At 71.8% G+C, this 26,985-nt stretch carries 27 protein-coding genes and 1 pseudogene; 13 read left to right on the top strand and 15 right to left on the bottom strand.

The features are described from left to right. The first annotated feature begins 23 nt into the window (after positions 1 to 23). From AB0M08_RS38620 to AB0M08_RS38610, 3 genes are read left to right on the top strand one after another with little or no spacing between them, the layout of a single operon-like run. Positions 24 to 1,424: an IucA/IucC family protein gene (locus tag AB0M08_RS38620; protein ID WP_364504821.1), complete on the top strand. Its 1,401-nt coding sequence runs from the start codon at positions 24 to 26 to the stop codon at positions 1,422 to 1,424. Beyond that, positions 1,421 to 2,959: an IucA/IucC family protein gene (locus tag AB0M08_RS38615; protein ID WP_364504819.1), complete on the top strand. Its 1,539-nt coding sequence runs from the start codon at positions 1,421 to 1,423 to the stop codon at positions 2,957 to 2,959. The genes AB0M08_RS38620 and AB0M08_RS38615 overlap by 4 nt, the downstream gene beginning before the upstream one ends. Continuing rightward, a complete protein-coding gene (locus AB0M08_RS38610) occupies positions 2,949 to 4,046 on the top strand; it encodes an alanine racemase (RefSeq protein WP_364504817.1) in 1,098 nt (365 codons plus the stop codon). The genes AB0M08_RS38615 and AB0M08_RS38610 overlap by 11 nt, the downstream gene beginning before the upstream one ends. Here the strand turns inward: AB0M08_RS38610 and AB0M08_RS38605 are convergent. Further along, entirely contained in the window at positions 4,043 to 5,125 is a 1,083-nt protein-coding gene (locus AB0M08_RS38605; RefSeq protein ID WP_364504816.1) for a hypothetical protein, read from the bottom strand. The genes AB0M08_RS38610 and AB0M08_RS38605 overlap by 4 nt on opposite strands. Positions 5,126 to 5,251: 126 nt before the next feature. Between AB0M08_RS38605 and AB0M08_RS38600 the strand changes: the two genes are divergently transcribed. Continuing rightward, positions 5,252 to 6,097, top strand: coding sequence for a PHP domain-containing protein (locus AB0M08_RS38600; RefSeq protein ID WP_364504814.1), 846 nt, complete (start codon positions 5,252 to 5,254; stop codon positions 6,095 to 6,097). A 20-nt stretch (positions 6,098 to 6,117) separates the two neighbouring features. Here AB0M08_RS38600 and AB0M08_RS38595 read toward each other — a convergent pair whose 3' ends face one another. Together AB0M08_RS38595 and AB0M08_RS38590 are read right to left on the bottom strand one after the other, a co-directional pair. Next, the gene (locus tag AB0M08_RS38595; RefSeq protein ID WP_364504812.1) at positions 6,118 to 6,987 is read right to left on the bottom strand and encodes a sulfotransferase domain-containing protein; all 870 of its coding nucleotides are present in this window, start codon (positions 6,985 to 6,987) and stop codon (positions 6,118 to 6,120) included. 135 nt (positions 6,988 to 7,122) lie between these two features. Then, on the bottom strand, positions 7,123 to 7,710 hold the full coding sequence (locus AB0M08_RS38590; protein WP_364504810.1) for a hypothetical protein: 588 nt from the start codon (positions 7,708 to 7,710) through the stop codon (positions 7,123 to 7,125). A 360-nt stretch (positions 7,711 to 8,070) separates the two neighbouring features. Here AB0M08_RS38590 and AB0M08_RS38585 point away from each other — a divergent pair, with 360 nt between their 5' ends. After that, positions 8,071 to 8,892, top strand: coding sequence for a hypothetical protein (locus AB0M08_RS38585; protein WP_364504808.1), 822 nt, complete (start codon positions 8,071 to 8,073; stop codon positions 8,890 to 8,892). A 228-nt stretch (positions 8,893 to 9,120) separates the two neighbouring features. Here AB0M08_RS38585 and hemC read toward each other — a convergent pair whose 3' ends face one another. Together hemC and AB0M08_RS38575 are read right to left on the bottom strand one after the other, a co-directional pair. Continuing rightward, complete coding sequence (hemC, locus tag AB0M08_RS38580) at positions 9,121 to 10,038, bottom strand: hydroxymethylbilane synthase (RefSeq protein ID WP_364504806.1); 918 nt, start codon at positions 10,036 to 10,038, stop codon at positions 9,121 to 9,123. Continuing rightward, positions 10,035 to 10,940 (bottom strand): S41 family peptidase, encoded by a 906-nt coding sequence (locus AB0M08_RS38575; RefSeq protein ID WP_364504804.1) that lies wholly within the window; start codon positions 10,938 to 10,940, stop codon positions 10,035 to 10,037. Before AB0M08_RS38575 ends, hemC begins: the two co-directional genes overlap by 4 nt. A 78-nt stretch (positions 10,941 to 11,018) precedes the next feature. Here AB0M08_RS38575 and lexA point away from each other — a divergent pair, with 78 nt between their 5' ends. Continuing rightward, positions 11,019 to 11,663 carry a transcriptional repressor LexA gene (gene lexA / locus AB0M08_RS38570; protein WP_364504803.1) on the top strand — a complete coding sequence of 215 codons (645 nt, stop codon included), beginning with the start codon at positions 11,019 to 11,021 and terminating at the stop codon, positions 11,661 to 11,663. A gap of 37 nt (positions 11,664 to 11,700) precedes the next feature. Here lexA and AB0M08_RS38565 read toward each other — a convergent pair whose 3' ends face one another. The 3 genes from AB0M08_RS38565 to AB0M08_RS38555 all read right to left on the bottom strand — a co-directional run bounded on the left by AB0M08_RS38565 (position 11,701) and on the right by AB0M08_RS38555 (position 14,747). Then, positions 11,701 to 12,975, bottom strand: coding sequence for a pyridoxal-phosphate dependent enzyme (locus AB0M08_RS38565; protein WP_364504802.1), 1,275 nt, complete (start codon positions 12,973 to 12,975; stop codon positions 11,701 to 11,703). A 14-nt stretch (positions 12,976 to 12,989) separates the two neighbouring features. Continuing rightward, positions 12,990 to 13,541 carry an NUDIX domain-containing protein gene (locus AB0M08_RS38560; protein WP_364504801.1) on the bottom strand — a complete coding sequence of 184 codons (552 nt, stop codon included), beginning with the start codon at positions 13,539 to 13,541 and terminating at the stop codon, positions 12,990 to 12,992. An 84-nt stretch (positions 13,542 to 13,625) separates the two neighbouring features. Continuing rightward, positions 13,626 to 14,747 carry an NAD(P)/FAD-dependent oxidoreductase gene (locus tag AB0M08_RS38555; RefSeq protein WP_364504800.1) on the bottom strand — a complete coding sequence of 374 codons (1,122 nt, stop codon included), beginning with the start codon at positions 14,745 to 14,747 and terminating at the stop codon, positions 13,626 to 13,628. 82 nt (positions 14,748 to 14,829) lie between these two features. Here AB0M08_RS38555 and AB0M08_RS38550 point away from each other — a divergent pair, with 82 nt between their 5' ends. After that, complete coding sequence (locus AB0M08_RS38550; protein WP_364504799.1) at positions 14,830 to 15,477, top strand: helix-turn-helix domain-containing protein; 648 nt, start codon at positions 14,830 to 14,832, stop codon at positions 15,475 to 15,477. Here the strand turns inward: AB0M08_RS38550 and AB0M08_RS38545 are convergent. From AB0M08_RS38545 to AB0M08_RS38535, 3 genes are read right to left on the bottom strand one after another with little or no spacing between them, the layout of a single operon-like run. Then, positions 15,416 to 16,228, bottom strand: a complete 813-nt coding sequence (locus AB0M08_RS38545; RefSeq protein WP_364504797.1) for an ABC-2 family transporter protein — start codon at positions 16,226 to 16,228, stop codon at positions 15,416 to 15,418. The two genes, AB0M08_RS38550 and AB0M08_RS38545, sit on opposite strands and share 62 nt — an antisense overlap. Continuing rightward, the gene (locus AB0M08_RS38540) at positions 16,221 to 17,009 is read right to left on the bottom strand and encodes an ABC-2 family transporter protein (protein WP_364504795.1); all 789 of its coding nucleotides are present in this window, start codon (positions 17,007 to 17,009) and stop codon (positions 16,221 to 16,223) included. Before AB0M08_RS38540 ends, AB0M08_RS38545 begins: the two co-directional genes overlap by 8 nt. Beyond that, positions 17,006 to 18,001, bottom strand: a complete 996-nt coding sequence (locus AB0M08_RS38535) for an ATP-binding cassette domain-containing protein (RefSeq protein WP_364504793.1) — start codon at positions 17,999 to 18,001, stop codon at positions 17,006 to 17,008. The genes AB0M08_RS38540 and AB0M08_RS38535 overlap by 4 nt, the downstream gene beginning before the upstream one ends. A 54-nt stretch (positions 18,002 to 18,055) precedes the next feature. Here AB0M08_RS38535 and AB0M08_RS38530 point away from each other — a divergent pair, with 54 nt between their 5' ends. Beyond that, positions 18,056 to 18,634 carry a hypothetical protein gene (locus tag AB0M08_RS38530; protein ID WP_364504791.1) on the top strand — a complete coding sequence of 193 codons (579 nt, stop codon included), beginning with the start codon at positions 18,056 to 18,058 and terminating at the stop codon, positions 18,632 to 18,634. A gap of 42 nt (positions 18,635 to 18,676) precedes the next feature. Here the strand turns inward: AB0M08_RS38530 and AB0M08_RS38525 are convergent, their stop codons facing one another. Continuing rightward, complete coding sequence (locus AB0M08_RS38525) at positions 18,677 to 19,504, bottom strand: alpha/beta hydrolase (RefSeq protein ID WP_364504789.1); 828 nt, start codon at positions 19,502 to 19,504, stop codon at positions 18,677 to 18,679. A gap of 628 nt (positions 19,505 to 20,132) precedes the next feature. Here AB0M08_RS38525 and AB0M08_RS38520 point away from each other — a divergent pair. Continuing rightward, the gene (locus tag AB0M08_RS38520) at positions 20,133 to 21,194 is read left to right on the top strand and encodes a hypothetical protein (RefSeq protein WP_364504787.1); all 1,062 of its coding nucleotides are present in this window, start codon (positions 20,133 to 20,135) and stop codon (positions 21,192 to 21,194) included. Between the two features lie 20 nt (positions 21,195 to 21,214). Further along, positions 21,215 to 21,889, top strand: a complete 675-nt coding sequence (locus AB0M08_RS38515) for a maleylpyruvate isomerase family mycothiol-dependent enzyme (RefSeq protein WP_364504786.1) — start codon at positions 21,215 to 21,217, stop codon at positions 21,887 to 21,889. 40 nt (positions 21,890 to 21,929) lie between these two features. Here AB0M08_RS38515 and AB0M08_RS38510 read toward each other — a convergent pair whose 3' ends face one another. Continuing rightward, complete coding sequence (locus AB0M08_RS38510) at positions 21,930 to 22,766, bottom strand: hypothetical protein (RefSeq protein WP_364504784.1); 837 nt, start codon at positions 22,764 to 22,766, stop codon at positions 21,930 to 21,932. Positions 22,767 to 22,942: 176 nt separating this feature from the next. Between AB0M08_RS38510 and AB0M08_RS38505 the strand changes: the two genes are divergently transcribed. Next, positions 22,943 to 23,698 (top strand): GNAT family N-acetyltransferase, encoded by a 756-nt coding sequence (locus tag AB0M08_RS38505; RefSeq protein WP_364504782.1) that lies wholly within the window; start codon positions 22,943 to 22,945, stop codon positions 23,696 to 23,698. Positions 23,699 to 23,780: 82 nt separating this feature from the next. On the opposite strand, the gene AB0M08_RS38500 is transcribed toward AB0M08_RS38505, so the two are convergent. Beyond that, a complete protein-coding gene (locus tag AB0M08_RS38500) occupies positions 23,781 to 24,197 on the bottom strand; it encodes a VOC family protein (RefSeq protein WP_364504780.1) in 417 nt (138 codons plus the stop codon). Positions 24,198 to 24,201: 4 nt separating this feature from the next. Next, positions 24,202 to 24,639 carry a helix-turn-helix transcriptional regulator gene (locus AB0M08_RS38495; RefSeq protein ID WP_364504778.1) on the bottom strand — a complete coding sequence of 146 codons (438 nt, stop codon included), beginning with the start codon at positions 24,637 to 24,639 and terminating at the stop codon, positions 24,202 to 24,204. A gap of 103 nt (positions 24,640 to 24,742) precedes the next feature. On the opposite strand from AB0M08_RS38495, the gene AB0M08_RS38490 reads away from it, so the two are divergent. Both AB0M08_RS38490 and AB0M08_RS38485 read left to right on the top strand, forming a co-directional pair. Continuing rightward, on the top strand, positions 24,743 to 26,485 hold the full coding sequence (locus AB0M08_RS38490; protein ID WP_364504776.1) for an FAD-binding dehydrogenase: 1,743 nt from the start codon (positions 24,743 to 24,745) through the stop codon (positions 26,483 to 26,485). Positions 26,486 to 26,759: 274 nt separating this feature from the next. Then, positions 26,760 to 26,891, top strand: a pseudogene (locus tag AB0M08_RS38485) (substrate-binding domain-containing protein); the annotation flags it as partial. Positions 26,892 to 26,985: the final 94 nt, after the last annotated feature.

Genomic DNA, 26,985 nt, shown 5'->3' with positions numbered 1-26,985 from the left:
CCGGCCGTGGTGACAATGAACGGGTGCCACCGCAGATCAAGGGTCCCGGCCCCGCCCCGGCCCGCGAACAGCTCGCCGAGGTCCGCCCCGACCTGCTGGAACGCTACGACGCCGCGCTGCCCGAGGCACGCGCCGCGATCCTCGGGCGGCTCCTGACAGCCCTCGACAGGGAACCCCTGGGCGTGGACAGACCCACGGACCCGGGCACCGACCCGGCAGCCCTCGCCGCACGGCTCTGGCCCGCGGCCACCCTGGCGGACGAGATCGCCGACAGCGTCACGAACCTCGCCCTCGCCCTGGCCAACCGGCCGGAGAGCGCCGACCTGCCCGCGCCCGGGGACCCGGAGGCGCTGGGCAAGACCGAGCAGATGCTCCTCGACGGCCACCCCCTTCACCCCTGCTGCCGCACCCGGACCGGCATGACCGTCGCCGACGTCCTCGCCTACGCCCCCGAACACCGCCCGGTGATCCGCCTGCGCCGGCTACGGGTCCCCGCCGACCGCTGGTACGGCACCGGCCAGCCCGTCCTCTACGCCCACCCCTGGCAGGCCCACCGGATCCTGGCCCACCACCCGTGGATCACCGACGCCGGGCCGACCCGCCCCGTCCGGCCCCTGATGTCGCTGCGCACCGTCGCCCCGATCTCCGGCGGCCCACACATCAAGACCGCCGTCGACGTGCAGATGACCTCCGCCGTCCGCACCGTCTCCCCCGCCGCCGTGCACAACGGCCCCATCCTCTCCCGGCTGCTCACCCAGCTCACCGCCGACCTGCCCATCGAGATCCTCGCCGAGACCGAGGCCGGCGCCGTCATCACCGACAACGGCCCGGACCGGCACCTGGCACACCTCGTCCGCCGGGCACCCCGCCTCGCCCGCGGCGAACGTGCGGTACCTCTGGGCGTCCTCGCGGCCGTCCCCGCCTGGCTCGCCGAGACCGGGGACCCGTACACGATCTGGGAAGAACTCGGCAGCAAGCTCTTCGCGCCCCTCGCCACCGTCCTCGACCGCGGCGTCGCGCTGGAGGCACACGGCCAGAACACCCTGGCCGTCCTCCGCGACGGCCACGTCCAGCGGATCCTCTACCGCGACCTCGGCGGCGTCCGCGTCCGCCGCTCCCTGCTCAAGGAGCAGGGCATCGACCTGCACGGCGACCTGCCCACCGACGACGAGACCGCACTGCGCACCAAGATGGCCGCCGCCGCGATCGGCACCGTCGCCACCCAGCTCATCGGCGCCCTCACCACCCACCGCGGCGCCGACCCCGACCGGCTCTGGGCCACCCTCGCCGGGCACCTGCGCGAAATCCCCGACCTGCTCACCGCACCCGTCCCGGTCAAGGCCACCACCGCCATGCGGCTGGCCGACGACCCCCTGCACGACATCTGGACCCACCAGCCCAACCCGATGGCGGTGTACGCATGACCAGCAGCCTGACCACCGGCCGCCTCGCCGCGGCCGCCACCCGCACCGAGGCGGCCCTCGCCGTCCACGCCCCCGGCCTCGTCGCCGGCTTCCTCGACGCGCTGCCCGCCGCCGCCGACACCGTCGGCCGCAGGCTGCGCGGCGCCCTCGCCCGTGAAGGCCTCACCGACGGCGACCCCCGCCACGGCACCCGCCACGCCTTCAACCGCTGGGAATACCCCAGCGCCGGCGCCGACGACCCCGTCGACCTGCTCACCGGCATCGACGCACCCGCATTCGCCGCCGAACTGCGCAACGCCGTCATCAACCTGGCCATCGCCACCGCCCGCCACCACACCGGCACCTCCGACAACCCCGACGAGAACGCCGTCTGGCTCGAACGCCGCGCCGTCTCCGGCCACAACCTGCACCCCTGCGGACGGACCCGGCTCGGCTGGGACACCGCCGACGTCCTGCAACACGACCTGGAGAACGGCCACACCCGGCTGCACTTCATCGCCGTCCGCGACGCCGCCCACCTCGGCGACGACCTCGCCGACTTCCTCGACCTGCCCCCCGCCCCACCCGGCTACCGCACCCAGCCCCTGCACGCCTGGCAACGCGACCTCGTCGTCGACCGGTACCCGCAACTGTTCACCGACGGCACCCTGCGCCTACTCGACGGCGCCATCGACACCGTACCCACCGCCGCCCTGCGCACCCTGCTCCTGCCACCCGCCGCCGACGGCCGCCGCCACTACCTCAAGGTCTCCCTCGACATCCAGGTCACCTCCACCCGCCGCAGCATCAGCGTCGCCTCCACCCGCAACGGCCCCGCCCTCGCCACCCTGCTGCACGACCTCGTCGCCGACGAACCCACCGTGCTGCTGATGACCGAGACCGCCGGCGCCGCCGTCCCCGCCGGACCCGGCCGCGACATGTCCGCGATCCTCCGCGAAGGCCTCACCGGCCGCCTCCAGCCCGGCGAGACCGCCATCCCCGGCAGCGGACTGCCGTACCTGATCCCGGACCTGGTCACCGCACACGGCGGCGGCCCCGCAGCCTGGCTGCGCGACTACACCCGGCTGCTCCTGCCACCACTGCTGCGCCTCGCCGCCCGCGGCGTCGGCTTCGAAGCCCACCTGCAGAACTGCCTGCCCACCTTCGTGAACGGCCACCCGCACCGGCTCGCCCTGCGCGACTTCGCCGGCCTGCGCCTGCACGCCCCCCGCCTCGCCGCCGCCGGGCACACCGTCGACCTCTGGCCCGGCTCCGTCGTCGGCACCACCGAGGTCGCCGTGATGCGCGCCAAACTCGGCTACACCGCCTTCCAAGCCCACCTCGGCGAGATCATCCTCGGACTCCCACTGAACGAGGACGAGGCCTGGCGCATCGTCCGCGACGTCGTCGACGAGGTCTACGACCAGCTCGACGCCCCCGACGACCACGCCGCGTTCACCGCACCCCGCGTACCCCACAAAGCCCTGGTCCGGATGCGCCTGGCCGGCGACGGCGACCTCTACATCCCCGTCCGGAACCCCCTCCATGGCATTTGAGAAACTCCCCGCGTACGTCTACGACACCCGCATCCTGACCGAAACCGCCCAGCGGCTACGACAGGCACTTCCACCCCGCACCCTTCTCCTGTACGCCGTGAAAGCCAACGGGCACCCATCAGTCGTCCGCACCCTCGCCCACGCCTGCGACGGCCTCGACGTCGCCTCCGGAGGCGAACTGGCCCTGGCCGTCCAGGCCGGGGCCGACCGGATCGTCTTCAGCGGCCCCGCCAAGACCGACACCGAACTCGCCGCCGCCGTGAAAGCCGGCGCGCAACTCAACGTCGAGAGCCGCCACGAACTGGACCGGCTCGCCGGGCTCGGCCTCACCGCCGACGTCTGCATCCGGGTCAACCGGGCCTCGGTGGCAGTGACCGGCAGCCACGCCATGACCGGCACCCCCACCCCATTCGGCGTCGACGAGACCCAGCTCGGCACCGTCCTCACCGACATACCACCCGGACTACGGGTGACCGGCTTCCACCTGCACGCCGTCTCCAACAACCTCGACGGCGCCGCCCACGCCGCCTTCCTCACCGACTCCCTCGCCTGGTCCATGGAGACCGCCCGCCGATACGGCATCGACCTGCGCGTGGTCAACGCCGGCGGCGGCCTCGGCGTCTCCTACACCACCGCCGACACGATCGATCTCCGGCACCTCCGGAACGTCAGCGTCCCCTCCGGCATCGAGCTGATTCTCGAACCCGGCCGCTACCTCGCCGCCGACGCCGGCCGGTACGCCGCCGAGGTCATCGACCTCAAGACCACCCACGGCCGGACCTTCGCCGTCCTGCGCGGCGGCACCCACCACTTCCGGCTCCCCGCCGCCTGGGGCTACAGCCACCCCTTCACGATCCTGCCCGTCGACGACTGGGACCGGCCGTACCCGCGACCCGAGGTCACGGACACGGCCGTCGACGCCGTCGGCGAACTCTGCACCCCCCGCGACGTCCTCACCCGCGGACAGCACGTCGACCGGCTCCGCGCCGGCGACATCCTCGTGTTCGGGCGGGCCGGGGCATACGGCTGGGACATCTCCCACCACGACTTCCTGCGCCACGACCCGCCCGACTTCGTGATCCTCTAAACCCCCTGAACCGGGGCCCGGGCCCCGGCCAACAGCGCACCCACCCGCCGCAACCCGGCCAGGTACTCGCCGAGGGCCGCCATACTCGAACCGCTGACCTGCGACTCCAGCTCCCAGATCACCGTCTCGTCGACCGTGAAGTCACCCGGGTGGTGATACGCCACCGCGTCCTTCAGCCTTGCCAGCAGCGCCCCCTTCTCATCAGCCGGCACCGGGCGGGGCAGCGCCATCACCCACGCCGTCTTGGGGCGGCCCCTGTCCCCACGGAAGTCGAACACCACGAACGGCGCCCCCTCGATCTCACCCCAGACCACCCGTTCCGCGTACGGCTTGGAATGCCGCAGACCCTCGATCCCGAGCCGGTCCAGCAGATCCGGATCATGCCGCCGGAACACGTAACCGTGCGCCGCCGCCCACCGGGGCCGCGCCCGCTGTGACCGCCAGCTCTCCGTCATCGTCGACCGGACCGCCGCCAGGAACATCCCCACGATCAACGTCACCACCACCGCGGCGACCATGCCCCAGCTCAGCGACCACACACTCTCCACCCACCACAGGCACAACGCCAGCAGCACGGTGCACACCACCACACTCGTCACCCCCAGACCATCGGCGCTCGGCGGCGGCCCCGCAGGCTCCACCACCGGCGGCGACAACGCCTCCGGTACGGACCCCGGCCGCACATCGCCGACCTCCGGAAGGTTCGCCGCAGCCACCCGCTCACCGAGCCGCCTCCGGGCCGCCCCCGCGAACACGACCCGCAGACCCAGCCCCACCAGCAGCAGAAGACCGAGACCGATCACCACCGCACCGACCGTCCGCATCGTGTCGTGCCAGTCGGCCACGACCTGCGGAGTATGCGACGCCCGGTACTGCTCCACCAGGTCCGAGTAGCTGCCACCACCCGACCCGTCCCCGGAGAAGTCCAGGCAGGTCTCCCCCGACTCCATCGAACTCCACCCGCAGTGCGGCACGAACTCGTCGAGATCCCGCGCCGTCTCCGCCTGGATCTGCGCCGGCGTGCTCTGGTAATGCACGATGATCCACCCGCCGAGGGCCATCACCACCACGGCGGTCACCGCCCAACTGATCCATCCTGGTATACGTCTATGCACGGCAAGGTGTATAGCACCCGGCATCCAACCAGGTGGGCACCGTCCGGGGTTCGCGCACCCCGCCGAAGACCGTGCACCAGGATTGGCGACATGATGTTGCCGCCCGACAGCCACGTGCACAGCCAGTTCTCCTGGGACACCAAGACCGGCGACATGGTCCGGTCCTGCGAACGCGCCGTCGAGCTCGGGCTCCCCGGCATCGCCTTCACTGAACACCTCGACCACACCGTCTGGAACGTGGTCGTCAACGGCGACACCACCGCCGCCACCCGCCTCGCCGACCTCGTCGACCCGGACGGCGTCCTCACCCCACCCGCCTTCGACGTCGAGGGCTACCTCGCCCTCATCGACGAATGCCGCGACCGCTTCCCCGGCCTGCGCATCATGGCCGGCCTGGAGACCGGCGAACCCCACTGGCACGCCGACGCCGTCGGCAAGATCCTCTCCGCCGGCGAGTTCGACCGCGTCCTCGGCTCCCTGCACTGCCTGCCCCACCCCGGCGGCTACGCCGAACCATGGGCCCTCTTCCCCCACGGCGACGCCCCGGAGATCCTCCGCTCCTACCTCACCGAGATCGTCAACCTCGTCACCGGCACCGAGATCTTCACCATCCTCGCCCACATCGACTACCCGCTGCGCTTCTGGCCCACCGAGAAGGCCGGCCCCTTCGACCTCGCCGACTACGAGGAGGAGTACCGCACCGCCCTCAAAGCCACCGCCGCCTCCGGCAAAGCCCTGGAGATCAACACCCGGATCCCCCTCAACGCCACCATCCTGAAGTGGTGGCACCAGGAGGGCGGCGACGCCGTCAGCTTCGGCAGCGACGCCCACCTCCCCACCGCCGTCGGCCACGGCTTCCAGGAGGCCTCCGCCATGGCCGAGGCCTTCGGCTTCCGACCCACCGCCATCCCCCACGACCTCTGGCGCCGCGCCTGACCCGCACCAACGGCGCCGCCTCAGCGACCCCGGTGTAACCACGCGAGCAGATCGGGCGGCGCCAGCGCCGCCACCCGGGAACGGTAAAGCGCGAGATCGGCACGTGACACGGCCGCGGAACCCGAACCGGAACGCCCCTGACGGAAGAAGGCCGACGGGTCCCTCAGCACACCCTGACGATCCGGCACCAGCGACGGCGCCCGCGACCGCATCGCCGCAAACGACGCCGCCCCGATCAAAGACGGCCACGACGTCACCGGCACCGCGATCCCGAGCGCGGCCGCGACACGGCGCATCTCGGACCCGAGATCGGCCAGCAGATCGTCGTAGTGCACCAGCAGCACGTTCGGCTCGTGCCGCCGCGACCACGCGTCCCGCAGATGCGCCAGCACACCCGGCAGCGAGTCCATCGCCGTACGCGGATCCGCGTCCCGGCTGATCCAGGCCCGCAACCACTCCCGCTCCGGTACGGTCGGCGACGCCGCCTCCGGCGCACCGGTCAGCTCGGCGATCCGCGCCCGGTCCAGGTTCCGGCCCTGGTGATACAGCGACAGCGCCAGGTCGAGCGGATGCCGGCCGGCCACGATGTACGTCACCTCGGCATGCCACGGCAACCCGTCCAACGGCGTGTGCGTCTTGATGAACCGCCGATGCGACTGCGCCGCCAGCCCCGCGAAGACCTCCTCCTCCGGGCTGACCAGCCAGTCGAGCCACGGCGACAGCTCACCCAGCGGCCGCGGCAGCTCCGGCGTCCGCAGCACCAGCAGTGCACAGATCATCTGCAGCCACGTCGTCCCGCTCTTGCTGCGCGTACTGATCACGATGTCGCCGGGCCGATGGGCGAAACGCGTCCATCGGTCACTGCCCTCTTCATCCGAGATATAGCGCACCAAGGAACGTTAGGGGTGGTCGGCGAAGCCGTCCTTTCTGTGTTGTGTGCGGCTTGCCGCACACTCTCTAAGCCGTCCTAGGACGATGTTTCACAGGAACCAGCGCGCCCCGACCACCCGCCGCCCTGCTGCTCCTCACCCGACCGGCCCACCCATGAGGGCCGCGACCAGAGCCCTGCCCCGGGCCGCGAAGAAGACCCCCGTGAAGATCGCTACCGCTGAGCCGTCGCTGAACTCGACGAACACCCGCCCCCGTTGCAGGAACCGGCCGGCCATCCGGGCCCGCTCCACCGCCTCGACCGGCACGTCGGTCAGGAAGCGGAAGTGGTCCGGGTCCAGCTCGTGCACGGCCAGCATCAGGCGCCGGTCGGTGACCACACAGAACACCAGGCCCTCGTCCAGGTACGCCCACAGCCGCCCGGCGTACGACCCGGGCCCGCCCACCACCGACACTCCCCCGAGGATCCGGTCGACGTCGGCGTGCACGAGCGAGCCTGCCCCGACCAGAGCCGCCGGAATCCGGTGCCACCAGCACTCCCGCCGGTCCGGCCCGTCCCAGCTATCCGGCGGCAGGTTGGCGAACTGCTCCCGCGGATCCGGGCGTTCACCGGTCAGCCGCTCCGCGCCCGCCGGCGGACGCCCGCAGGACGCCGCGGCCAGCACCGCCTCATCGGCGTCGGCAAGCTGCTGCAGATCGCTCCGGTACAGCCGCAGGGGATCCATGCACACATATGCTAAGGGCGCCGCGCAGCCACTCGTGCTGCCCAGGGCAGTCGCTTTCGCCGCCCAGCGACGCCTGCAGAAGCGGGACGGTAGACGGGTTCCGGTGACGCTGCATCCGTGGGACTCGTGGGGTTGCCACGAGATCGCCTACTGCCCCGATCCGGAGAAGCATCCGGCCGAGCCGCTACCCGTCTTGCTGCGGTCACCCGGTGCACGGCGAGGCGAAGGAACGGCAGGGGTTGTCGGCGAAGCCGTCCTTCTGGTGTTTCGATGGTGCGGCTTGCCGCACGCACCCTGAGGCATCCTAGGAAGATAGGTCAGTGCCGGTGGCCCGGGCGCTCGTACGCGACCATCGGATCTGTGGAGATCGTGGAGCAGTTCGTGCTCGGCAAGTACGGAGATCCGGAGCTATGCGAAGACGCTATCGTCGTGACCGCCGAGCACGCGGCGGTCATCGATGGCGCCACGGATGTGAGCGGCCGGCGCTACGGGAGCGCGGCGGGCGGCTGGTGGGCCATGGCTGCTTGCTGCCACGTCGTACGGCGGCTTCCGCGCGACGTCGACGCGCACACGGCGGTCGCCGCCATGACCGCGGAATTGGCGGCGCGCATCGACCCGGGGCTGATCGCCGCGGAGCGGCCGAGTGCCGCCGTCACCATCTATTCGCGAGCACGTCGCGAGATCTGGCAGATCGGGGACGTCGGATTTGCGTATCGAGGGCTGCCCGCCTCCGTCGGGCAGCCGCGCAAACTGATCGACCGTGTCGCGGGGGCCTTCCGCGCTGCGGTTCTCGCCGCGGAGGCCGCCGCCGGAACGATCAGCATGGATCGGGTAGCGGAGGTGGACCCGGGACGACTCGCGGCGCGTGCTCTGACCGGACGACAGGGCGCGCTCCGTAACAGCGCCGGGCCGTACGGGTATGCCGCCGTCGACGGCCGGCCGGTTCCTCCGTCGTTGGTGGTGGTGCACCCCGTGCCCGATGACATCGACGAGGTCGTGATCGCCAGCGACGGCTACCCGGTCATCGACAAGACCCTGGCCGCGTCCGAGTCGACACTCGCCTCGCTGCGGGAGAAGGACCCCTGGTGCGTAGCCGAACTCGTCGGCACCAAGGGCGTCCTGCCGGGACAGGTGAGCTTCGACGACCGCGCCTACCTGCGTATCCGCCTCTCGGCGCAGTGACGATCACCGGCGGATGGTCTTCGTGAACGGCGACGCGCGAGAGTCACCGTTCACGAAGACCGGAAGAAGACCGGAAACGGCCTGGACTCTGCCCCTGGGGCAAGGCCTAGCCTCGAACCAGGTCAAGCGCCGGGAACGAACGGGGAAAAACGAACGGGGAAAGGGGACGGGGAAAGGGGACGGGGAAAGGGGACGGGGAAAGGGGACGGGGAAAGGGGACGGGCGTGGTCAGCGGAGCAGGTCGAGGGCGCCCTGGCGCATCAGCGCGGCCGCCACCGAGGTGCCCAGCGTGGTCGGGTCGCTGGCCCACTCGTGGACGTCGAGGATGGTCTTGCCGTCCAGGGAGGCCACCCGGGCGCGGAGGCTGATCCGGCCGTCGGGCTCGGTGCGGGCGAAACCGCCGATCGGGGAGTGGCACGAGCCCTGCAGGATGTGCAGCATGGTGCGCTCGGCCAGGGTCTCCTGCCAGGCGTGCCGGTCGCCGAGGGTGGCGGCCAGGTCGCGGGTGGCGGTGTCGTCGTCGCGGCACTGCAGGACCAGGGTGCCCGAGCCGACGGCGGGGACCATGGTGTCGACGTCGAAGATCTGGGTGATCCGGTCGGCCTGGCCGATGCGGTGCAGGCCGGAGACGGCCAGGAGCAGCGCGTCGTACTCGCCGGCGTCGAGCTTGGCCAGCCGGGTGTTGGCGTTGCCGCGCACCGGCTTGGCGGTCAGGTGCGGCCAGTGCAGGGACAACTGCGCCTTCCGCCGTACGGCGGACGTGCCGATCAAGGAGCCCGGGGGCAGCTCCTCGAGGGCACGGCCGGCCGGGTGGACCAGGCAGTCCCGGACGTCGTCGCGCTGGAGGTACGCCGCCATGACCGTGCCGGCGGGGGTGGGGCGGTCACCGGGGACGTCCTTGACGCAGTGCACGACCACGTCGACCTCGCCGGCGAGCAGGGCCGCGTCGACCTCCTTGGTGAACGCGCCCTTACCGCCCAGATCGGCCAGGCTGCCCTGCCAGCGGTCGCCGGACGTGGTCATCGAGACCACCTCGGTCGTGACGCCGGGATGCCGCTCGGCGAGCATCGCGCGGACGCGGTCGACCTGAGCCAGCGCCATCGGGGAGTTGCGGGAGCCGATGCGCAGGATGCGGGTTCCGGTCATACCGGCCAGGGTAGGCCGGTCGCCAGACGGTGCGCCGCCCGGAGTGCCTCTTCCGCGGAAACCGCGATGTCGGGTTCCACACCGACGCCCTCCCAGTTGGTGCCGGAGACCGGGCTGACACCGCGCACGACGGGGATGGTCACCTCGAGGTGCGGGTGCACCCGGTACCCCTCCCGGGCGTGGGCGCCGCCGCGGGTCCGCTCACCGACGACCGTGGCACGTTTGAGCTGCTGGAGGTCGTAGGCGAGTTCCTCGCCGCCGGAGAACGTGGTGGCGCTGGTCAGCACGTAGACCGGCTTGGTGGCGCCGAAGCGCGGGCCGGGCACGTACGGCTGCGACCAGCTCTGCTCGGTCCGCTCGTCCTTGCGGTGGTACAGGTCGATCAGGTGGACCGGCTCGTCGAAGAGGTACCCGCAGATCACCTTCACCATGGCCGGATCACCCCCACGGGTGCCGCGCAGGTCCAGGATCAGCGCCGCGGCGCCGGCGACCACCCGCATCGCCGCGGTGATCACGTCGCCGGCGATCGAGGGCGGGAACAGCAGCGGGCCGAGCTCCAGGTGCGCGACGTTGCCGTCGAGCCGGCGGATGCCGGCCACTCCCCCGAGCGTGCGGGCCGCCTCCTCGGCGATCATCGTGTGGACCATCTCGGGGCCGGGCAGGTCGGGGACCTCGTCGGCGTGGAAGAGCAGCCGCAGGTGCAGGTCCCCGTTCAGGCTCTGGAGATCCGCGGTGACCAGCGCGGCCAGGGACTCCGGGCCGTCGGCGCCGTGGTAGCGGCCGGCGGCGGCGTTCGACCGGAGCAGCGCGCCGAGCCGCTCGCCGAGCTCCGGGAAGATGTAGAGGCCGGTGACCAGGTTGGCGGCCTCATCAATGACATGATCGATATCCGTCGAATTCATGCGCGCAGTAGACCAGATCGAGTGACATCGCGGCGAGCCGGTTTCCGGTGTCGCGACGGCGTACGACATGATCTTGGGATGCGCCTCACCGACGACCTCGACACCACGCACCTGAACGAGCGGCAGCGCAGGATCCTGGTGGTCATCACGGAGTGGGCGCAACGGTACGGCTACGCACCCTCGACCCGGGAGATCGCCGACGCCGTCGGGGTGTCCCCGTCGACGGTGAGCAAGCACCTGCGGCTGCTGGAGGAGTACGGCTTCCTGCGCCGGGGCCGGTCGGTGTCCCGCCCGGTCGACGTGCGGGTGTTCCTCGCCGGCACCGCGGTCCCCCGCCAGCGCACCGGCGGCAACGTGCACGTCCCGCTGGTCGGCTCGATCGCCGCCGGTACGCCCATCCTCGCCGAACAGTCCGAGGAGGACCTGCTCGAACTCCCCCGTGACCTGGTCGGCCGGGGCACCCTGTTCGGCCTGACGGTCCGCGGCGACTCGATGGTCGACGCGGCGATCTGCGACGGCGACATCGTGGTGGTCCGCCAGCAGCCGGAGGCGTACAACGGGGACGTGGTGGCCGCCATGATCGACGAGGAGGCCACCGTGAAGGTCTTCCAGCGCCGCTCCGGCAAGGTCTGGCTGGAGCCCCGCAACCCGGCCTATCAGCCGATCGACGGCGACCAGGCGGTCATCCTCGGCAAGGTCGTCTCGGTCCTGCGCCGCATGTGAGGTGACCGGCCCTTCTGATCAGGAAAGGCCTTTCTGTTCAGGAACGGTCACGGGCCGGGATCGGCGCGCCCGCCAGGGGCTCCTGCTCCTGCGGGAGGCCGGAGAGGGCCGCCACGTCCGTGGGGTCGGTGAGGTACTCCGGTGTGGCCCCGGACGGCGACGATGGGCAGTCGGCCCCGGACGGCGGGAAGTCGAACGGGGACGGGCGGGCGGTGAGCAGGCCGACGACCGTGACGCCGTCGGCGGCGACCGCCTCGGCGCCGAGCAGGGCGGCCGCGGACGAGAGCTCCGCGAGGACACCCCGGGCGGCGAGTCGCTGCTGCGCGCCGAGCAGGTCGTCGTCGGTGCAGGTCAGGGCACGTCCGCCGGAGGCGCGCACGGCGTGCAGGGCCATCGCGGTCGCCTGCGGGTCACCGATCGAGAACGCCTTCACGGCCTCGGGCATGGCCTGCGTCGGGGGCTGGTCGGTCCCGGACGCCAGGGCCGAGGTCAGGCTGGGCAACCGTTCCACGGCGAGCATCCTCGGCACCGTCGAGGTCCAGCCGAGCGACCGCAGCTCCGCGAACCCGGTGTAGAGCCCGAACAGCGCGTCACCCCGGGAGACCGGGACGGCCATCCAGTCCGGCGGCCGCCAGTCGAGCTGCTCGGCGATCTCGAAGGCGATCGTCCGGTACGCCTGCACGCCGGCCGGGTGGCTGGCGACCGGCGGGGTCAGGTGGTTCGTGACCGGGAACCAGCCCAGCTTCGCCACCCCGGTGCGCGCCGCCGACCAGCGGTCCGCGTGCGTCGGCAGCAGCAGGACCCGCGCACCCAGCGCGAGCGAGACGGAGGCCATCGCCGCGGGCAGCGCACGGGTCCCGAGGAGCACACAGCGCAGTCCGGCGGCGGCCGCGTAGGCGGCCACCGCGACACCCGCGTTGCCGGAGCTGGACACCACCACGGTGTCCGCCCCCTGTTCCCGCGCCCGGCTGACCACGGCGCCGGCCAGACGGTCCTTGAACGAACCGGTGGGGTTGACCCGCTCGTCCTTGAGGTGGACCCGGCCGGGCAGCCCGGCCACCCGCAGGAGCGGGGTGCCGCCCTCGCCGAGGCTGACCGGGTCGGCGACCGGCAGCAGATGGTCACGCCAGCGCCACATCGGCCCGAGACCGGCCGGTGCGGGACCGGGCCGCCGCAGCTCGGCCGGCGCGGTGCGGAACGGGACCATCGGCATCCCGACGCCCTCGGCCGCGCACGGGGAACAGCCGGCGACACCGTCGTCGAGCGCGGTGACCGCCGCGCACCGCGGGCAGCGGGACGACCAAGGGCTCACGACCGCTCGGCCGTTCACTGCGGCTTGGCCAGGAAGCGGCGGAGATGCGGGTCGAAGCGGGCCGGGTCGGCCGCCGCCAGCTCGTCGCGCGACCACCAGCGGACCCGGTGGAACTCTCCGGCGTCCGGGGTGAGCGGCTGATCCCTCCCGGACTCCAGCACGAACCAGAGACTGACGTCCGTGTGTCCCGCGTCCTGTCCGACCGTACGCGAAACGGTCAGAAAAACCGGCGCCGAGGCGAGACCCGCGCCGGAGAGGCCGAGCTCCTCCCCCACCTCGCGGCGCGCGGTCAGCGCGGGATCCTCATCGGGCTCGACGTGGCCGCCCGGCGGAAGCCAGAGACCGGCGTTGATGTGATCGACGAGCAGGACGCTCCCATCGACCGGATCGACCGGCACCACATAGGAGACCAGATGCTGGGGCGGCTCGACCGGCTTGACCCGCCGGAACACGTCATCGGTGCTGCTCAGCCAGCTCAGGGTGGACGACCGGTGCTCGGCCTCGAGGGCGTCCGCCGGGGTGATGCGGGAGACCATGTCGTGCACGTGGGCGACCGAGGAGCGCATCCGGGCATTCTTCCACCGATGAGTCCGGGATGCTGCGACCGTCCACCCCCACAGCAAGCCTGAGTTGAGAAGTGCGCGCCGTGGTCAGGACGGGATGGGGGCGGGGTCGTCGTCGAGCAGGAAGCCGGCCGAGTGCTCGGCGAACTCGGCGATGCCGGTAGCGCGGGGGATCATAATGTCGTGGTACGCGCGCAGGGCCTCGTCGATCGTGGCGGAGCGGGCCAGGGCGAGGGCCAGGTCGCTGGCGTCGAGCATGGCCAGGTTGACGCCGACGCCGACCGGGGGCAGCACGTGGGCCGCGTCGCCGAGCAGGGTCACCGTCGGGACGTGCGGCCAGGCGTACGGGGTGGGCAACACGAAGATCGGGCGGTCGATGTACGGCCCGTCGTTGTCGGTGATCAGGCGCCGCATCAGCGGTGACCAGCCCGCGTACTCCCGCAGCAGGTGCTCCCGGACGGCCTCGGTGCCGGTGAGTCCCGCGGCGGCGAGCCAGTCGACCGGGACGCGCTGCACGACGTAGACCCGCAGGTGCCCGCCGCCGTTGCGCTGCCCGACCAGGGCGCGCCTGCCGTCGGCGGCCATCGCGAGGCCCTGCCCGACCAGCTCGGCGATCTCCGGGTGCCGGGTGTCGACGTCGTCGAACCAGGATTCCAGGAAGCTGATCCCGCAGTAGCGCGGCACCACCGGCGAGACGGCCGCGCGAACCTTGGAGAACGCGCCGTCCGCGCCGATGACCAGGTCCGTCTCGGTGGTGCTGCCGTCGGCGAAGTGCAGGGTCCGGGGGCCGTCGTCCGGGCCGGTGACCTGGGTGAGGGCGGCACCCCAGCGGACCGTGCCCGGCACGAGGGAGTCGAGCAGCATGGTCCGCAGGACGCCCCGGTCGATCTCGGGCTTGAACCGGTCGCCGGGTTCGGGCGTCTGGCGGTCCCGGATGACGCCGTCCGGGCCGATCTGCCGGCTCTCCTGTCCCTCGGGGCGTGAGAGCGCGAAGAACTCGTCGAGCAGGCCTGCCTCGCGCAGGGCGATCTGGCCGTCGTCGGCGTGCAGGTCGAGGCTGCCGCCCTGGTTGCGGGAGTCCGGGCCGGCGTCCCGGTCGTAGACGGTGACGGTGAGCCCGTGGCGCTGCAGGATCCGGGCGCAGGTGAGTCCGCCGGGTCCGCCGCCGATGACGCTGATCCTGGCCGTACGGGGAACTGATGAAGTCATGGCTCAAGTAAAGCGGAACGACTTCAAAAGTGCAACGGTTCCACTTTTTTAGCGATGCCGCCGAATCGGATAGGGTGGCGGCATGACCACCCCGACCACCGGCCGCCGCGAGCGGAAGAAGGCGGCCACCCGGCAGGCGCTCGCCGACGCGGCGCTGCGGCTGTTCCTGGAACGCGGCTACGACCAGGTCGGCATCCGGGAGATCGCCGAGGCCGCCGACATGTCGACCACCACGCTCTTCAAGCACTTCCCCAGCAAGGAGGCGCTCGTCTTCGACGAGGACCAGGACCGCGAGGCCGCCCTGGTCGCCGCGGTCCGGGACCGCCCGCCCGGCACGAGCGTGGTCCAGGCGCTGCACACGTACGTCTCCGGGGGCCGGGCGATGGACAGCTCCGACCTCGTGACGTTCCAGGCGCTGATCGAGAGCACGCCGGCGCTGCGGGCCTACGCGGACCGCATGTGGACCCGGCACACCGAGGCCCTGGCCGCCGCCATCGCCGACGCCTACGAGGTCCCCCACGACGACCTGGCGTGCGCGACCCTGGCCCGCTTCGTGCTGGAGACCCCGTCGCTCATCCGCGGCCGCCCGGACCCGCACGCCGCCCTCGACCAGGTCTTCGCCATCCTCACCCACGGCTGGCGGCCGCCCGGGGACGGTGAGGCGGAGGTCAGTGGCCCACGCCCTGGAAGTGGCGCAGCTGGCGGTGGAAGAAGCGGTAGGCCAGGGTGAACAGGGCGATCCCGACCAGCGGTGCCAGATAGCCCAGCCACGCCGGGACGGCCAGGTCGCCGTCGTGGCCGAGCAGCAGGTTCGCCGGGAGGAAGGCGATGAAGGCGAACGGGAACGCGTACGTGAGCAGCTTCTGCGCGCCGTTGCCGAAGATGCCCAGCGGGTACGAGCTGAGCTTGTCGACCGCGTCGTAGCCGACCATCCGGAACGCCCACGTGTCGATGATCCGGATGCTGACGCCGGCGATCGCGACCGACACCGAGGCCTCGATCAGCGCGCCGCCGAGAATCGCCAGGACGGCGAAGAGCATCGCGAGCGGGGACCAGTCGACGTCGGCGACGGTGACCGCGATGCCGAAGACCAGGACGCCGACGGTGAGGTCGCCGAAGGACATCAGCGAGCGGGTGTTGGTGGCCAGCAGCGACATCGTGTTCGCCGGGCGCAGCAGCATCCGCTCGAATTGGCCGTCGCGGATCGACTGGTCCGAGTGGGTGACGCCGTCGAGCAGCAGTAGCCAGACGGCGTGCGAGAGCAGCCGCATGCCGTACAGGAAGGCCATGTCGCCCAGACCCCACCCGGCCACCGTCCCGAAGGTGTGCATCAACACCCAGACGAAGGCGAAACCACTTCCCTGGTACGCGAAACCGGCCAGCACCATGATCGCGATGTTGCCCCGGTACTGCAGCGCCCCACGGATCGAGGCGGCCCGCAGCACGAGGTAGAGCCGGACCTCACGGGTCAGCTCAGCCACCGTGGATCACCACCCTCCGGAAGGCACGGCGCCAGACCAGGGCGACCAGACCGGCGACCACCACGATCCAGAGCACCGCGAGACCCAGCGCCCGCACCGCCTCGGCACCCTGGACCTGACCGACATAGATCGCGGCGGGCTCGTACACCACGAACCGGAACGGCAGCGCCTCGGCGACCGCCCGCAGCGGGCCGGGCAGGAACGTGAGCGGCACCGCGGCCCCGGCGAGGAATGCCGCCACGAAGCGATAGAGCGTGGAGAGCCCCCAGTTGTCCACCGTCCAGAACGCGGAGAGCCCGATCAGCAGGCCGAGCAGTGCGTTCAGCACCAGCCCGGCCAGCAGCGCCACCGGGTACAGCAGGCCCGCGGTGACGCCGGCCGGCGCGGCGAGGCCACCGATCCACGCGGCCAGCGGCGCGGCGGCCAGCACCACGATCAGCTGGGTGCCGGTCTGCCCGGCCTGCAGGGCGAGCATCTGCCCGGCGAACCCGATCGGCCGGTTCACATCGAAGATCACCTCTCCGGTACGGACCCGGCCGGCGATCACGAACGGCAGCGGCGAGTCGATCACCACGGCCTGCAGGCTGGCCAGGGTGAGGTAGACGATGGTGGTCTGCAGGGTGAACCCGGCGACGACCGGGCGCCCCTGGTACGCCTGCGACCAGACCCGGGTCAGCACCAGGATCCAGATCAGCGTGACGACCGGCGAGGAGAAGAGCGCCGTCCGGTACTGCATCGCGATGAGGGCGGCCGCCCGGACGTACGCGAGATACGGCCTCACCCGGCCCGCCTCTCCCGGTACAGCTCACGGACCACGCTCTCCAGATTCGACTCCACCACGGACAGGTCCCGGACCTGATGCCCGTTGCTGGCCGCGGCGAGCAGCGCGTGCACCGGCTCGTCCCGCCCGACCCGGAACCGCCAGCGGCCGTCGCTCTCCCGCTCACCGTCGAACCCGCCCAGCGACCAGCGCTCCCCGGCCGGCTGCCCGTCACCGTCCAGGCGCACGAGGACATCCTGGTACGGCGCATACCGCGCGACCAGGCCGTCGACCGGGCCGTCGTAGAGCACCCGGCCGTGGTCGATCAGCAGGATCCGCCGGCAGAGCCGCTCCACGTCGGCCAGGTCGTGCGTGGTCAGCAGCACCGTCGTACGGCCCTCGCGGTTGACCTCCTCGACGAACGAGCGGACCGCCTCCTTCGCCAGCACGTCCAGCCCCACGGTCGGCTCGTCCAGATAGAGCACCGGCGGCTCGTAGAGCAGCGCGGCGGCCAGGTCCCCGCGCATCCGCTGGCCGAGGCTGAGCTGCCGGACCGGGCTGTGCAGGAACTCCCCCAGGTCGAGCAGCTCGGTCAGGCGGGCGAGCTGCGACGCGTACCGGGCGGCCGGCACGTCGTAGAGCGCGGCGACCAGCCGCAACGACTCGATCAGCGGCAGATCCCACCAGAGCTGGCTGCGCTGGCCGAAGACCACCCCGATGCCCCGGGCGTTGCGCTTACGGTCGCGCCACGGCACGATCCCGCCGACCTCGACCGTGCCCGAGGTCGGCCAGAGCACCCCGGTCAGCAACTTGATCGTGGTCGACTTACCGGCACCGTTGGGCCCCAGATAGCCGACCACCTCGCCCTCGTCGACGGTGAAGTCGATGTGGTCGACGGCGAGCGTGGTCTCCCGCTCCCGGGTGACCAGGGTCCGCAACGCGCCGAACCGCCCCTCCACCCGTTTCGGCCGGGAATACTCCTTGGTCAGCTGGTGAACGGTGATGAGCGGCACCAGACAGGTCTATCCATCGATGCGAGCGCCCGCAACCGGATTACGCTGCCGCCTGTGGATTACTACCTCGTGGGTGACGGCACCGACGGCGTGCTCGTGGAGGAGTTCGTCTACGGCGACGACCACTCGGCCGTCGGCCTGTGCGGGACGATCTGGCGCCCCGGGCAGCGCCACTGGCAGGGCGCCGCCTCGTTCAGCCGGGCGCTGCGGACCGACCCGGTGCTGCTGGCCCGGGTCGCGCCGGTCGGCCGGGACCGGGCCGGCGAGGTGTTCCACCGGCTCAGCGGCGCCCGGCTGCCCGACGAGGCGGCGCTGCGCTCCGGGTACTTCGACTACGAGCCGTTCCCGGCGGTGGCCCCGCTGCGCCTCGGCCTGAGCGACCGGACGTACCGGGTGCTCTTCGCCAAGGACCTCACGGCGAGCGGAGCCGGTCTCTCCGGCCGCCTGCGGGTGGGCGGGGACGTCTTCGACTGGGAGGTACGCCGGGTGGGGCTGGGCATCGCCTGGGCCCTGGACGTCACCGTCGAGCTGGGCGCCGACGCGGACGGCAACGTACGCCTGGTGCTCTCCGAACTGACCGAGATCATGCGCCGCCAGGGCCTGATCCCGATCACCACCGAACGCTTCGCCTGACCACCCGCCGCCGTCAGTTGTCCGCCCCTGCGATGTCGGCCCTCAGCTGTCCGCCACGAAGACGCGGATCTCCCGGGCGCACGCCGTCGGGCGGTCCTCCGGGATCAGCACATAGGAGTCGTCGATCTCGACCAGCCGCCCCTGCGGCAGCGCCTCGGCCAGCCGGATCCCGTTCTCCCGCCGCATCATCCGGCTCTCCGGCGCCCACAGCACCAGCGCCGGCCCGTCGAACAGCCGCAGATGACGGGCCGCCTTCACATACTCGCCCCGCCGCGTACTCCGCAGGTACTTCACCACGTCCCGGCGGATCTCCGCGTTCCCGAGCACCGGTGCCAGCCACCCGTCGAGCACCGCGTCCGGGATCGGCCGCTTCGCCATCAGCCCGAAATTGACCGGCGCCCGCCGCAACCCCCGCACCCGCATCGGCTGCAGCGCCAGGAACAGCGCCCCGGGCACCCGCGAGGCCAGATAGGCGAGGTTGCCCGGCACCCCGGGCGGAAAATTCTCGAACGACTCCTGCGGAAGAAGGATCAGCCGCCGTACGCGCTTCTCCGCCGGGACCACCAGCTGCGCGCCGCCCCAGTCGCACCCGATCAGCGTGACGTCGCGCAGATCGAGCTCCCGCAGGAACTCCCGCACCAGCCCGGCCAGCCCCGCCGAGGTCAGATCGGCGTCCGCCCCCATCGGCCGCCGGTGCGCGCCGAGCGGCATCTCCAGCACCACACACCGGTGATCCCGGTACAGATCGGCGACCACGTGCCGCCACAGGGTGGCCCCGACGAACAGCCCGGTCAGGAACACCAGCACCGGCCCGTCCCCACCGGTGTCCTCATACTCGACGGTCCCCGCCGAGAGCGCGACCTCCCCCATGCCGCCGACGCTAGCCCACCGCGGCACCCCCGGCATATCCACGATCGTGATCACGACATGCCAGTTCCGCCGGTCGGGGTGGGCCCCGGCTGGCCGGACTTGATCAACATTTCATGATCAACAGCGGGGATGATCTTGGTGGCTGGTGGTCAGGGGTGCCTCGGCGGGCTCGAGTGACCCGTGAGCACCAGCTTTCCCGGCGCGGCTGGTGCTCGGGGGTCACTCGGAGGGCCTGAGACACCCCGGAAAGCCAGCCGACCGGCCCGAGGCGCCCTGGACCGCCGGCTCACCGCCTGCGGGGTACCGCCCAGCCGGTCCACGAACGAGCCCTGGCCGGCGGAGCCGACGATCCGCGGGCGGCGAGTGTTCGGGCGGGCGGCACCCTGTCACGGGATCCGGCGTCCGCCCAGGTGGTCCAGATGTGACCAGCAGGGTCACCCCTCAGCACCAGCCAGAAACGGCGCCCGGAACGGAGACTGTCCAGAATCGGACGCCGGATCGGTGAGGGTCGACGCGTGGAGCGGGTGTCTCAGACCCGCTAACGGGCGACCACCCCCCGCCGCCGTCATGGACACGGGTCGTTGAACAGGGGACCGGACCCGTCACCGCCGACCCCTCGGAGGCCGCCGTGCCCGTTCGACTCAGCCGTCGTGAACTGTTCGCCGCGAGCGGCCTGCTCCTCGCCGGGGGCGCGCCCGGGGCGTACGCCGCCCTGCGGATCGTCCGCGCCGTGCCCGGACCGCCCACCGTCCCCGAGATCCTGCTGCCACCCGGATACACGCTCCGGCACCGGACGGCCAGCCGCGCCGAACTCCTCGCGTTCGTGCACGGGCCCCGCGACGAGGACGGGATCCGGGTCGACCTCGCCTGGCCCGGGCAGCGGATCGCCGCGGTCATCGCCGGTGACCGCCGGCTCACCCTGCACCGCTCACACGGCCGGGTCCGGGTCACCGTGCCGGTGCACCGCGCCACCCCGGCCGCCGACTCCCCCACCGTGCAGATGTGGAGCCGGCTCAGCTCCCCGGCCAGCGGGCTCTACTGGCACGTCGAGCACAACGACCCGAACCGCGCCGCCGGGCACTGGCAGACCGTCCGCTGGCCCACCGGCGAGACCCGGGCGGTGCTCTCCTGGACCCTCGCGGCCCGGGAGATCCTGATCGCTTCCGGACTCACCGCCGCGGCTCGCCGGCGCGGGCACTTCTTCGCGCTGATGGGGTTCGAGACCAACAACCCGCTGCACCACGACAACCCGGCGCACTGGCACCTCTCGTACTACCCCGGCGCCACCCTCGGCGCCCCGCACGCCACCGTGCCGCACTTCTGGCTCGACCGGCGCGGCCGCACGTACTACAACGGCCAGGACCGGCAGGGCGCCGGGCGTACCCGGTACTTCGCCGGCGAGCCCGCACCGATCCGCGACGCCGACGGCACCACGGTCCTGACCACCGTGATCCACCCCGACGGCGGCCTGGACATCCGCCCGCCGCGCGGCCCCGCCTACGCGATAGCCGGCGCCGCCGGCGACTTCACCGGACGGCTGCGGATCCTGCGCGGCGGGCGGCTCTGGCGCACCGTCCACGCCACCGACGACGTCCACCACGGCCGCCTGCGCCTGGAGACCCGCGGCCGCGCCGGCACGCGACGACGGACATATCGCTACGACCCGCTGACGGGACACCTGCACGGCTGAGCATTCGATAGGGTCCGGCCGTGACCCTGGACTACCTGACGCTGCTCGACCGCGACCACGCCGCCTTCCGGGACTGCCTGGACGGCGACCTGAGCGCGCCGGTCGAGCACTGCGGCGACTGGACGCTGCGGGATCTGGCCGGGCACCTCGGCCAGGGCAACCTCTGGTCCGCCGCGGCGATCCGGGAGAAGCGGGGCGACTACGCGCCGCCGATCCCCGACGGCGACCCGCGCGACTGGTTCGCCGAGAGCGTCCGGGTGCTCACCGAGGCCCTGCACACCGCGCCGGAGACCGAGGCGTGGACCTTCGCGCCGCCGCACACCGTCGCGTTCTGGCGCCGCCGCCGCTGCCTGGAGACCCTGGTGCACCGCTGGGACGCCGAGCACGCCCTCGGCCGGACGAGCACCCTCGACCCGGAACTCTGCGGGGACGGCATTGCCGAGGTGATCGAGATCTTCGTGCCCCGCATGGTCAAACGCGGACTCGCCACCGCACCCACCGGCGCCGTCCGGCTCACCGCCACCGACCTCGGCACGTCCTGGGCCCTCGGCCCCGGCGAGCCGGTCGCCACACTCGGCGGCACCGCCGCGGAACTGCTGCTCGCCCTCTGGAGCCGCGGCCCGCTGCCCTGGGCGACGCTCACCGGCGACGAGAGCCGGGCCCGCGAGATCCTGCGCGGCCCGCTGACGTCCTGAACTCCCGCCCGGCCCTTGCGATCCGGCCCCGGCGCGAGCCTCAGCTGCGCTTGGGCCGCTGCTCGGTGCCGGGCTGCGTGGTGGCTTCGACCCGGTTCACGGTACGCACACCGGCCGCGCCCTCGGTGCCGCTCAGCCACAGGATCGTGTCCAGGGGCAGCAGCGGCAGACCGATCGGCGCGCCGTCGAGCGTGATCTCGGCGTCGGCGGCGACCTCCACGGTGACCGGGCCCGTCGTGGTCTCCGCGGTCAGCGTCCGGAGATCCGGGTCCACCGCCGAGAGCGTCCCCGTCACGCGCAGATCCCAGGCGGAGACGGCCGTGACGGTGCCCGCCGTGCGTACCCCGGAAGCGGTTTCGAGACCGGCGAGAGTGACCTGGGAACCGGGCGTGAGCGACGTCCACGTCCCCATCGCACCGTCGACGGTGACCGACGCCGCCGGAGACACACCCACCGTGACGCCCCCGCCGAGGGTGACCGAGTGGGCGTCCACCGCCGACACCGCGCCCGAGTAGCTCGCCACCCACGTCGTCGCGGCCTCCACCTGTGACGCGACGAAGCCCCGGCGGGATTCCGTGCCCACCGCCCGCAGCCGCGCCCCGGCCGGGATCTCGGCCAGCGCCACCTCGGCACCGTCCACCGTGATCGTCGCCCCGGCACCCACCGTGACGGTCACCGTCGTACCGTCGCTCTGCCGCAGCGTGATCGTCCCCGCCGCGACGCTGACCACGGTCCCCTCGACGGTGGTCGCGGCCGACGCGATCGCCGGGTTCGCCTTGCGGCCGGTCGGCAGGGCGTAGGCCGGCGCCACGAGGAGACCGCTCATCGCCACACCGGTGACTGCGGCGAGCAGGACGGAGAGGTAACGCTGGCGCATGGTGACGCTCCCTAGAACCGTGAACCGTGGGGTATCACCCACTGTCTGCTCACGTTCTGTGCCTGCCCTGTGCCCCGGGGTGCCAATCGGTTGCGAATACGTTGTGCGCGCCCCCGTTCACAGCGCCTACAGCATCCTAGGATTCTAGGTAGGAGGCCCCGGGCTAGAGTGACGGCGTGATCAAGGATGTCGATGCGGCCGCCGAGGCCTGGCTCGCCGCCATCGCGCTGCTCGCCTCGACCCGGGACGGCGCCACCGTGCGCCGCGGCGAGCGGGGCACCACCGTGCTGACGACCGACTCGCCGTTCGCGTTCGTCAACGGCGTGATCAGTACCCGCCATCCCGCCGACGCGGCCGAGGTCGCGTCGGCCGCCCGGTCGATCAGCACGGACGCCGCGTGGGCCGTCCAGGTCCGCGGCGACGAGGTCGACGACCTGATCGAGCGTACGGCGAGGGAGCGCGGCCTCACCGCACGCCGGCAGCTCCCCTTCATGATCAAGGATCTGACCGAAAGCGAACCCGGCGCACCGCGGTACACGCTGCGCGGCCCGGACGAGAGTGGCCGCTTCCAGCGGGCGATGGCCGACGGGTTCGGCGGCACGCTGGACACCTACGACCTGTTCGCCTCCGCCGCCACCCTGAACCTCCCCGGGGTCCGCGCGGTCACCGTCGAGGAGCCCGGCGGCGGCATCGTGGCCACGGCGCTCGGCGTGCTGGTCCACGACATGGTCGGCGTGTTCGGGGTGGCCGTGCCCGCGGCCCACCGCCGCCGTGGTCACGGTCGCGCGGTCACCGCGGCGCTGCTGGCCGCCGCCCGGTCGGCAGGCGCCCGCACCGCGTTCCTGCACGCCTCCGACGACGGCCTGCCGGTCTACCGCGACCTGGGGTTCACCCTGGTGGAGAAGTGGACGATGCTGTACCGGCCCCGGTGACGCGCCCGGGCAGCCGGCGCCCGCGACGGTGTCATCCGCGACGGCCCGGCACCCCGTCAGGCGGTGGCCCGGCACGTCGTCGTCAGGCGGCGGCCACCTGGTTGATCCGGACCATGTTGCCGGCCGGGTCGCGGAAGGCGCAGTCCCGGATGCCGTACGGCTGGTCCGTCGGCTCCTGGACCACCTCGGCGCCGGTGGCCTGCACCCGGTCGAAGGCACCGGTCAGGTCCGGCGTCGACAGGACGATCGTCGCGTAGCTGCCCTTCGCCATCATCTCGGCGATGGTGCGGCGCTCGGCGTCGGTGAGCCCGGGATCGATCGCCGGCGGGTGCAGCACGATCGACGTCTGCGGCTGCCCCTTGGGCCCGACGGTGATCCAGCGCATGGTGCCCTGGCCGACGTCGCCGCGGACCTCGAAACCGAGGGCGTCGCGGTAGAACGCGAGCGACTTCTCCGGGTCGTCGGCGGGGAGGAAGGACGAGTGAATGGTGAGTTCCATGCGTTCACCGTAGGTGGCCCGGACGCGGCCCCGCTTCTCGATTCCTGATCGGCCGGGTGACCTGTTTGACGACGCATCCGGGCAGCCCCGCGGCGTCCCCGGCGGCCCGGCGGCGGTACTCGCTCGGCGACATCCCGACCAGCTCGGAGAAGCGGGTGCTGAACGTGCCGAGCGACTGGCAGCCGACCGCGAAGCAGACCTCGGTCACGCTCAGATCGCCCCGGCGCAGCAGGGTCATCGCCCGTTCGATCCGGCGGGTCATCAGGTAGCTGTACGGCGATTCCCCGTACGCCGCCCGGAACTTGCGGCTCAGGTGCCCGGCCGAGAGGTGCACCCCGCGGGCGAGCGCCTCGACGTCCAGCGGCTGGGCGTAGTCCCGGTCGATCCGGTCGCGGACCCGCCGCAGCAGGGCGAGCTCGCGCAGGTGCGGGTCGTCGTTCACAGGTAACAGGGTGCAGCGGATCGGCGTCCGGCGACAACACGGCCCCCGGGCTTTGGCGGTCAACGACTACCCGCCATCGACCAGGACCGATAAAAAACGGTGCATGGACGGAATCACCCGGCGCTCGGCGCTGATCATGGCAGGCACCGCGGCCACCGCCGCCTACGCGACACCCGCCTTCGCGGCGGCGACCACCTACGACGCCGACGCGATCGTGGTCGGTCACGGGCTGGCCGGGCTGGTCGCCACCACCGAACTGATCACCGCCGGGAAGAAGGTGCTGCTGCTCGACCAGGAGAACGCGAACAACCTGGGCGGGCAGGCCTTCTGGTCGTTCGGCGGGCTGTTCTTCGTCAACTCGGTCGAGCAGGTCCTGATGGGCGTCTACGACTCCTACGACCTGGCCTGGCAGGACTGGCTCGGCGCGGCGGGCTTCGACCGCGGCATCGACGACCCCACCGGGCAGGACTACTGGGCGTACAAGTGGGCGCAGGCGTACGTACAGTTCGCCTCCGGCGAGAAGCGTTCCTGGCTGGCCGGTCTCGGACTCCAGTGGTTCCCGGCGGTGGGCTGGGCCGAGCGCGGCGGCGGCCTCGCGGACGGGCACGGCAACTCGGTGCCGCGCTTCCACGTCACCTGGGGCACCGGCCCGGCGATCGTCGAGCCGTTCGCCAACAAGGTCAAGGCGAGCAGCAAGGTGACGTTCAAGTACCGGCACCGGGTCGACGAGATCACCACGTCCGGCGGCGCGGTGACCGGGGTACGCGGAGCCATCCTCGAGGCGAGTGACGCGGCCCGGGGCGTCTCCTCCAGCCGTACCGTGATCGGCGATTTCGAACTGAAAGCCCCCGTCGTGATCGTCACCTCCGGCGGCATCGGCGCCAACCACGACCTGATCCGGCAGAACTGGCCGACGGCCCGTCTCGGCGCCGCGCCGAAGAAGATGATCACCGGGGTGCCCGCGCACGTCGACGGCCGGATGCTCGCGATCACGCAGAAGGCCGGCGCGCGGATCGTCAACCCGGACCGGATGTGGCATTACACCGAGGGCCTGACGAATTTCGCGCCGATCTGGCCGAACCACGGCATCCGCATTCTGCCGGGTCCGTCGTCGCTCTGGTTCACCGCCGAGGGAAAGCGTTTCTCCGCCCCCGACTTCCCCGGCTACGACACCATGCACACGCTCGGTTCCATCATCGGCACCGGATACGACTACTCCTGGTTCGTCACGACCCAGAAAATCGTCGACAAGGAGTTCGCGCTCTCCGGTTCCGAGCAGAACCCCGACCTCACCAACAAGGACATCTGGCTGCTGCTCAGCCGCATCTGGCAGACCCCCGAGCCCATTCAGAACTTCGAGAAGTACGGCGAGGACTTCGTCATCGCGAACACCCTCCCCGAACTGGTCACCGGCATGAACCGGCTGACCGGCAGCAACCTGATCGACTACGACAAGCTGCGCCTGCAGATCGAGGCACGCGACCGCGAGACCCAGCACCAGTTCAGCAAGGACGCCCAGGTCATGGGCATCCGCAACGCCCTGACCTACTTCGGTGACTCACTCGCCCGCACCGCCTCGGTCCACAAGATCCTCGACCCGGATGCGGGCCCGCTGGTCGCCGTCCGCCTGAACATCCTCACCCGCAAGACGCTCGGCGGCCTCCAGACCGACCTCCAGTCCCGGGTTCTCGACGCTTCCGGAAACCCGATCTCCGGCCTTTACGCGGCCGGAGAGGTCGCCGGTTTCGGCGGCGGCGGCGTCCACGGTTACCGCTCGCTGGAGGGCACCTTCCTCGGCGGTTGCCTCTTCTCCGGCCGCACGGCGGGCCGCTCCGCAGCCGCCTGAGAAACCCCGCGGGCGGCAGGCTTTCCGGCATGCCGCCCGCTTCTCTTCTCCCGTACGCTCCACGGCCCGAAAACCGTTCCGCTCAAAAGGCGACGCCTGTTACGGTCCGCACCCCGTTCCTCGGCCGTCCTCGCCGAGCTGATCGAGCGCCGGGTCCCGGTGGTGACCTGCGGCGTCCCGCTCGGCCACGAACGCCAGGTCTCCTACGTGACCTCGGACGACCGCGACGGCGCCCGCCAGGCCGTCACCTACCTGCGCTCCCACGGCCACCACTCGGCTGTTACAGCACGCCCCCGACCTCGACGCGATCTTCGTGGCCTCCGACACCATGGCCGCCGGCGCCCTGGAGGCCCTGCACCGGACCGACCGGCGCGTCCCCGACGACGTCGCGGTGGTCGGCTACGAGGGAGTGTCAAGAAAACGGTGTAACTCGATTTTTTGAAGGTCAGTTACGGCCTGTGGTGAGGCGTCCTTCGAAGGCAAGGTCGAAGGCGTTGAGG

Source organism: Actinoplanes sp. NPDC051851, assembly GCF_040681165.1.
Lineage (GTDB): Bacteria > Actinomycetota > Actinomycetes > Mycobacteriales > Micromonosporaceae > Actinoplanes.
Note: the sequence above shows the minus strand (reverse complement) of the source record. Positions and strands in the feature narration are given on the sequence as shown.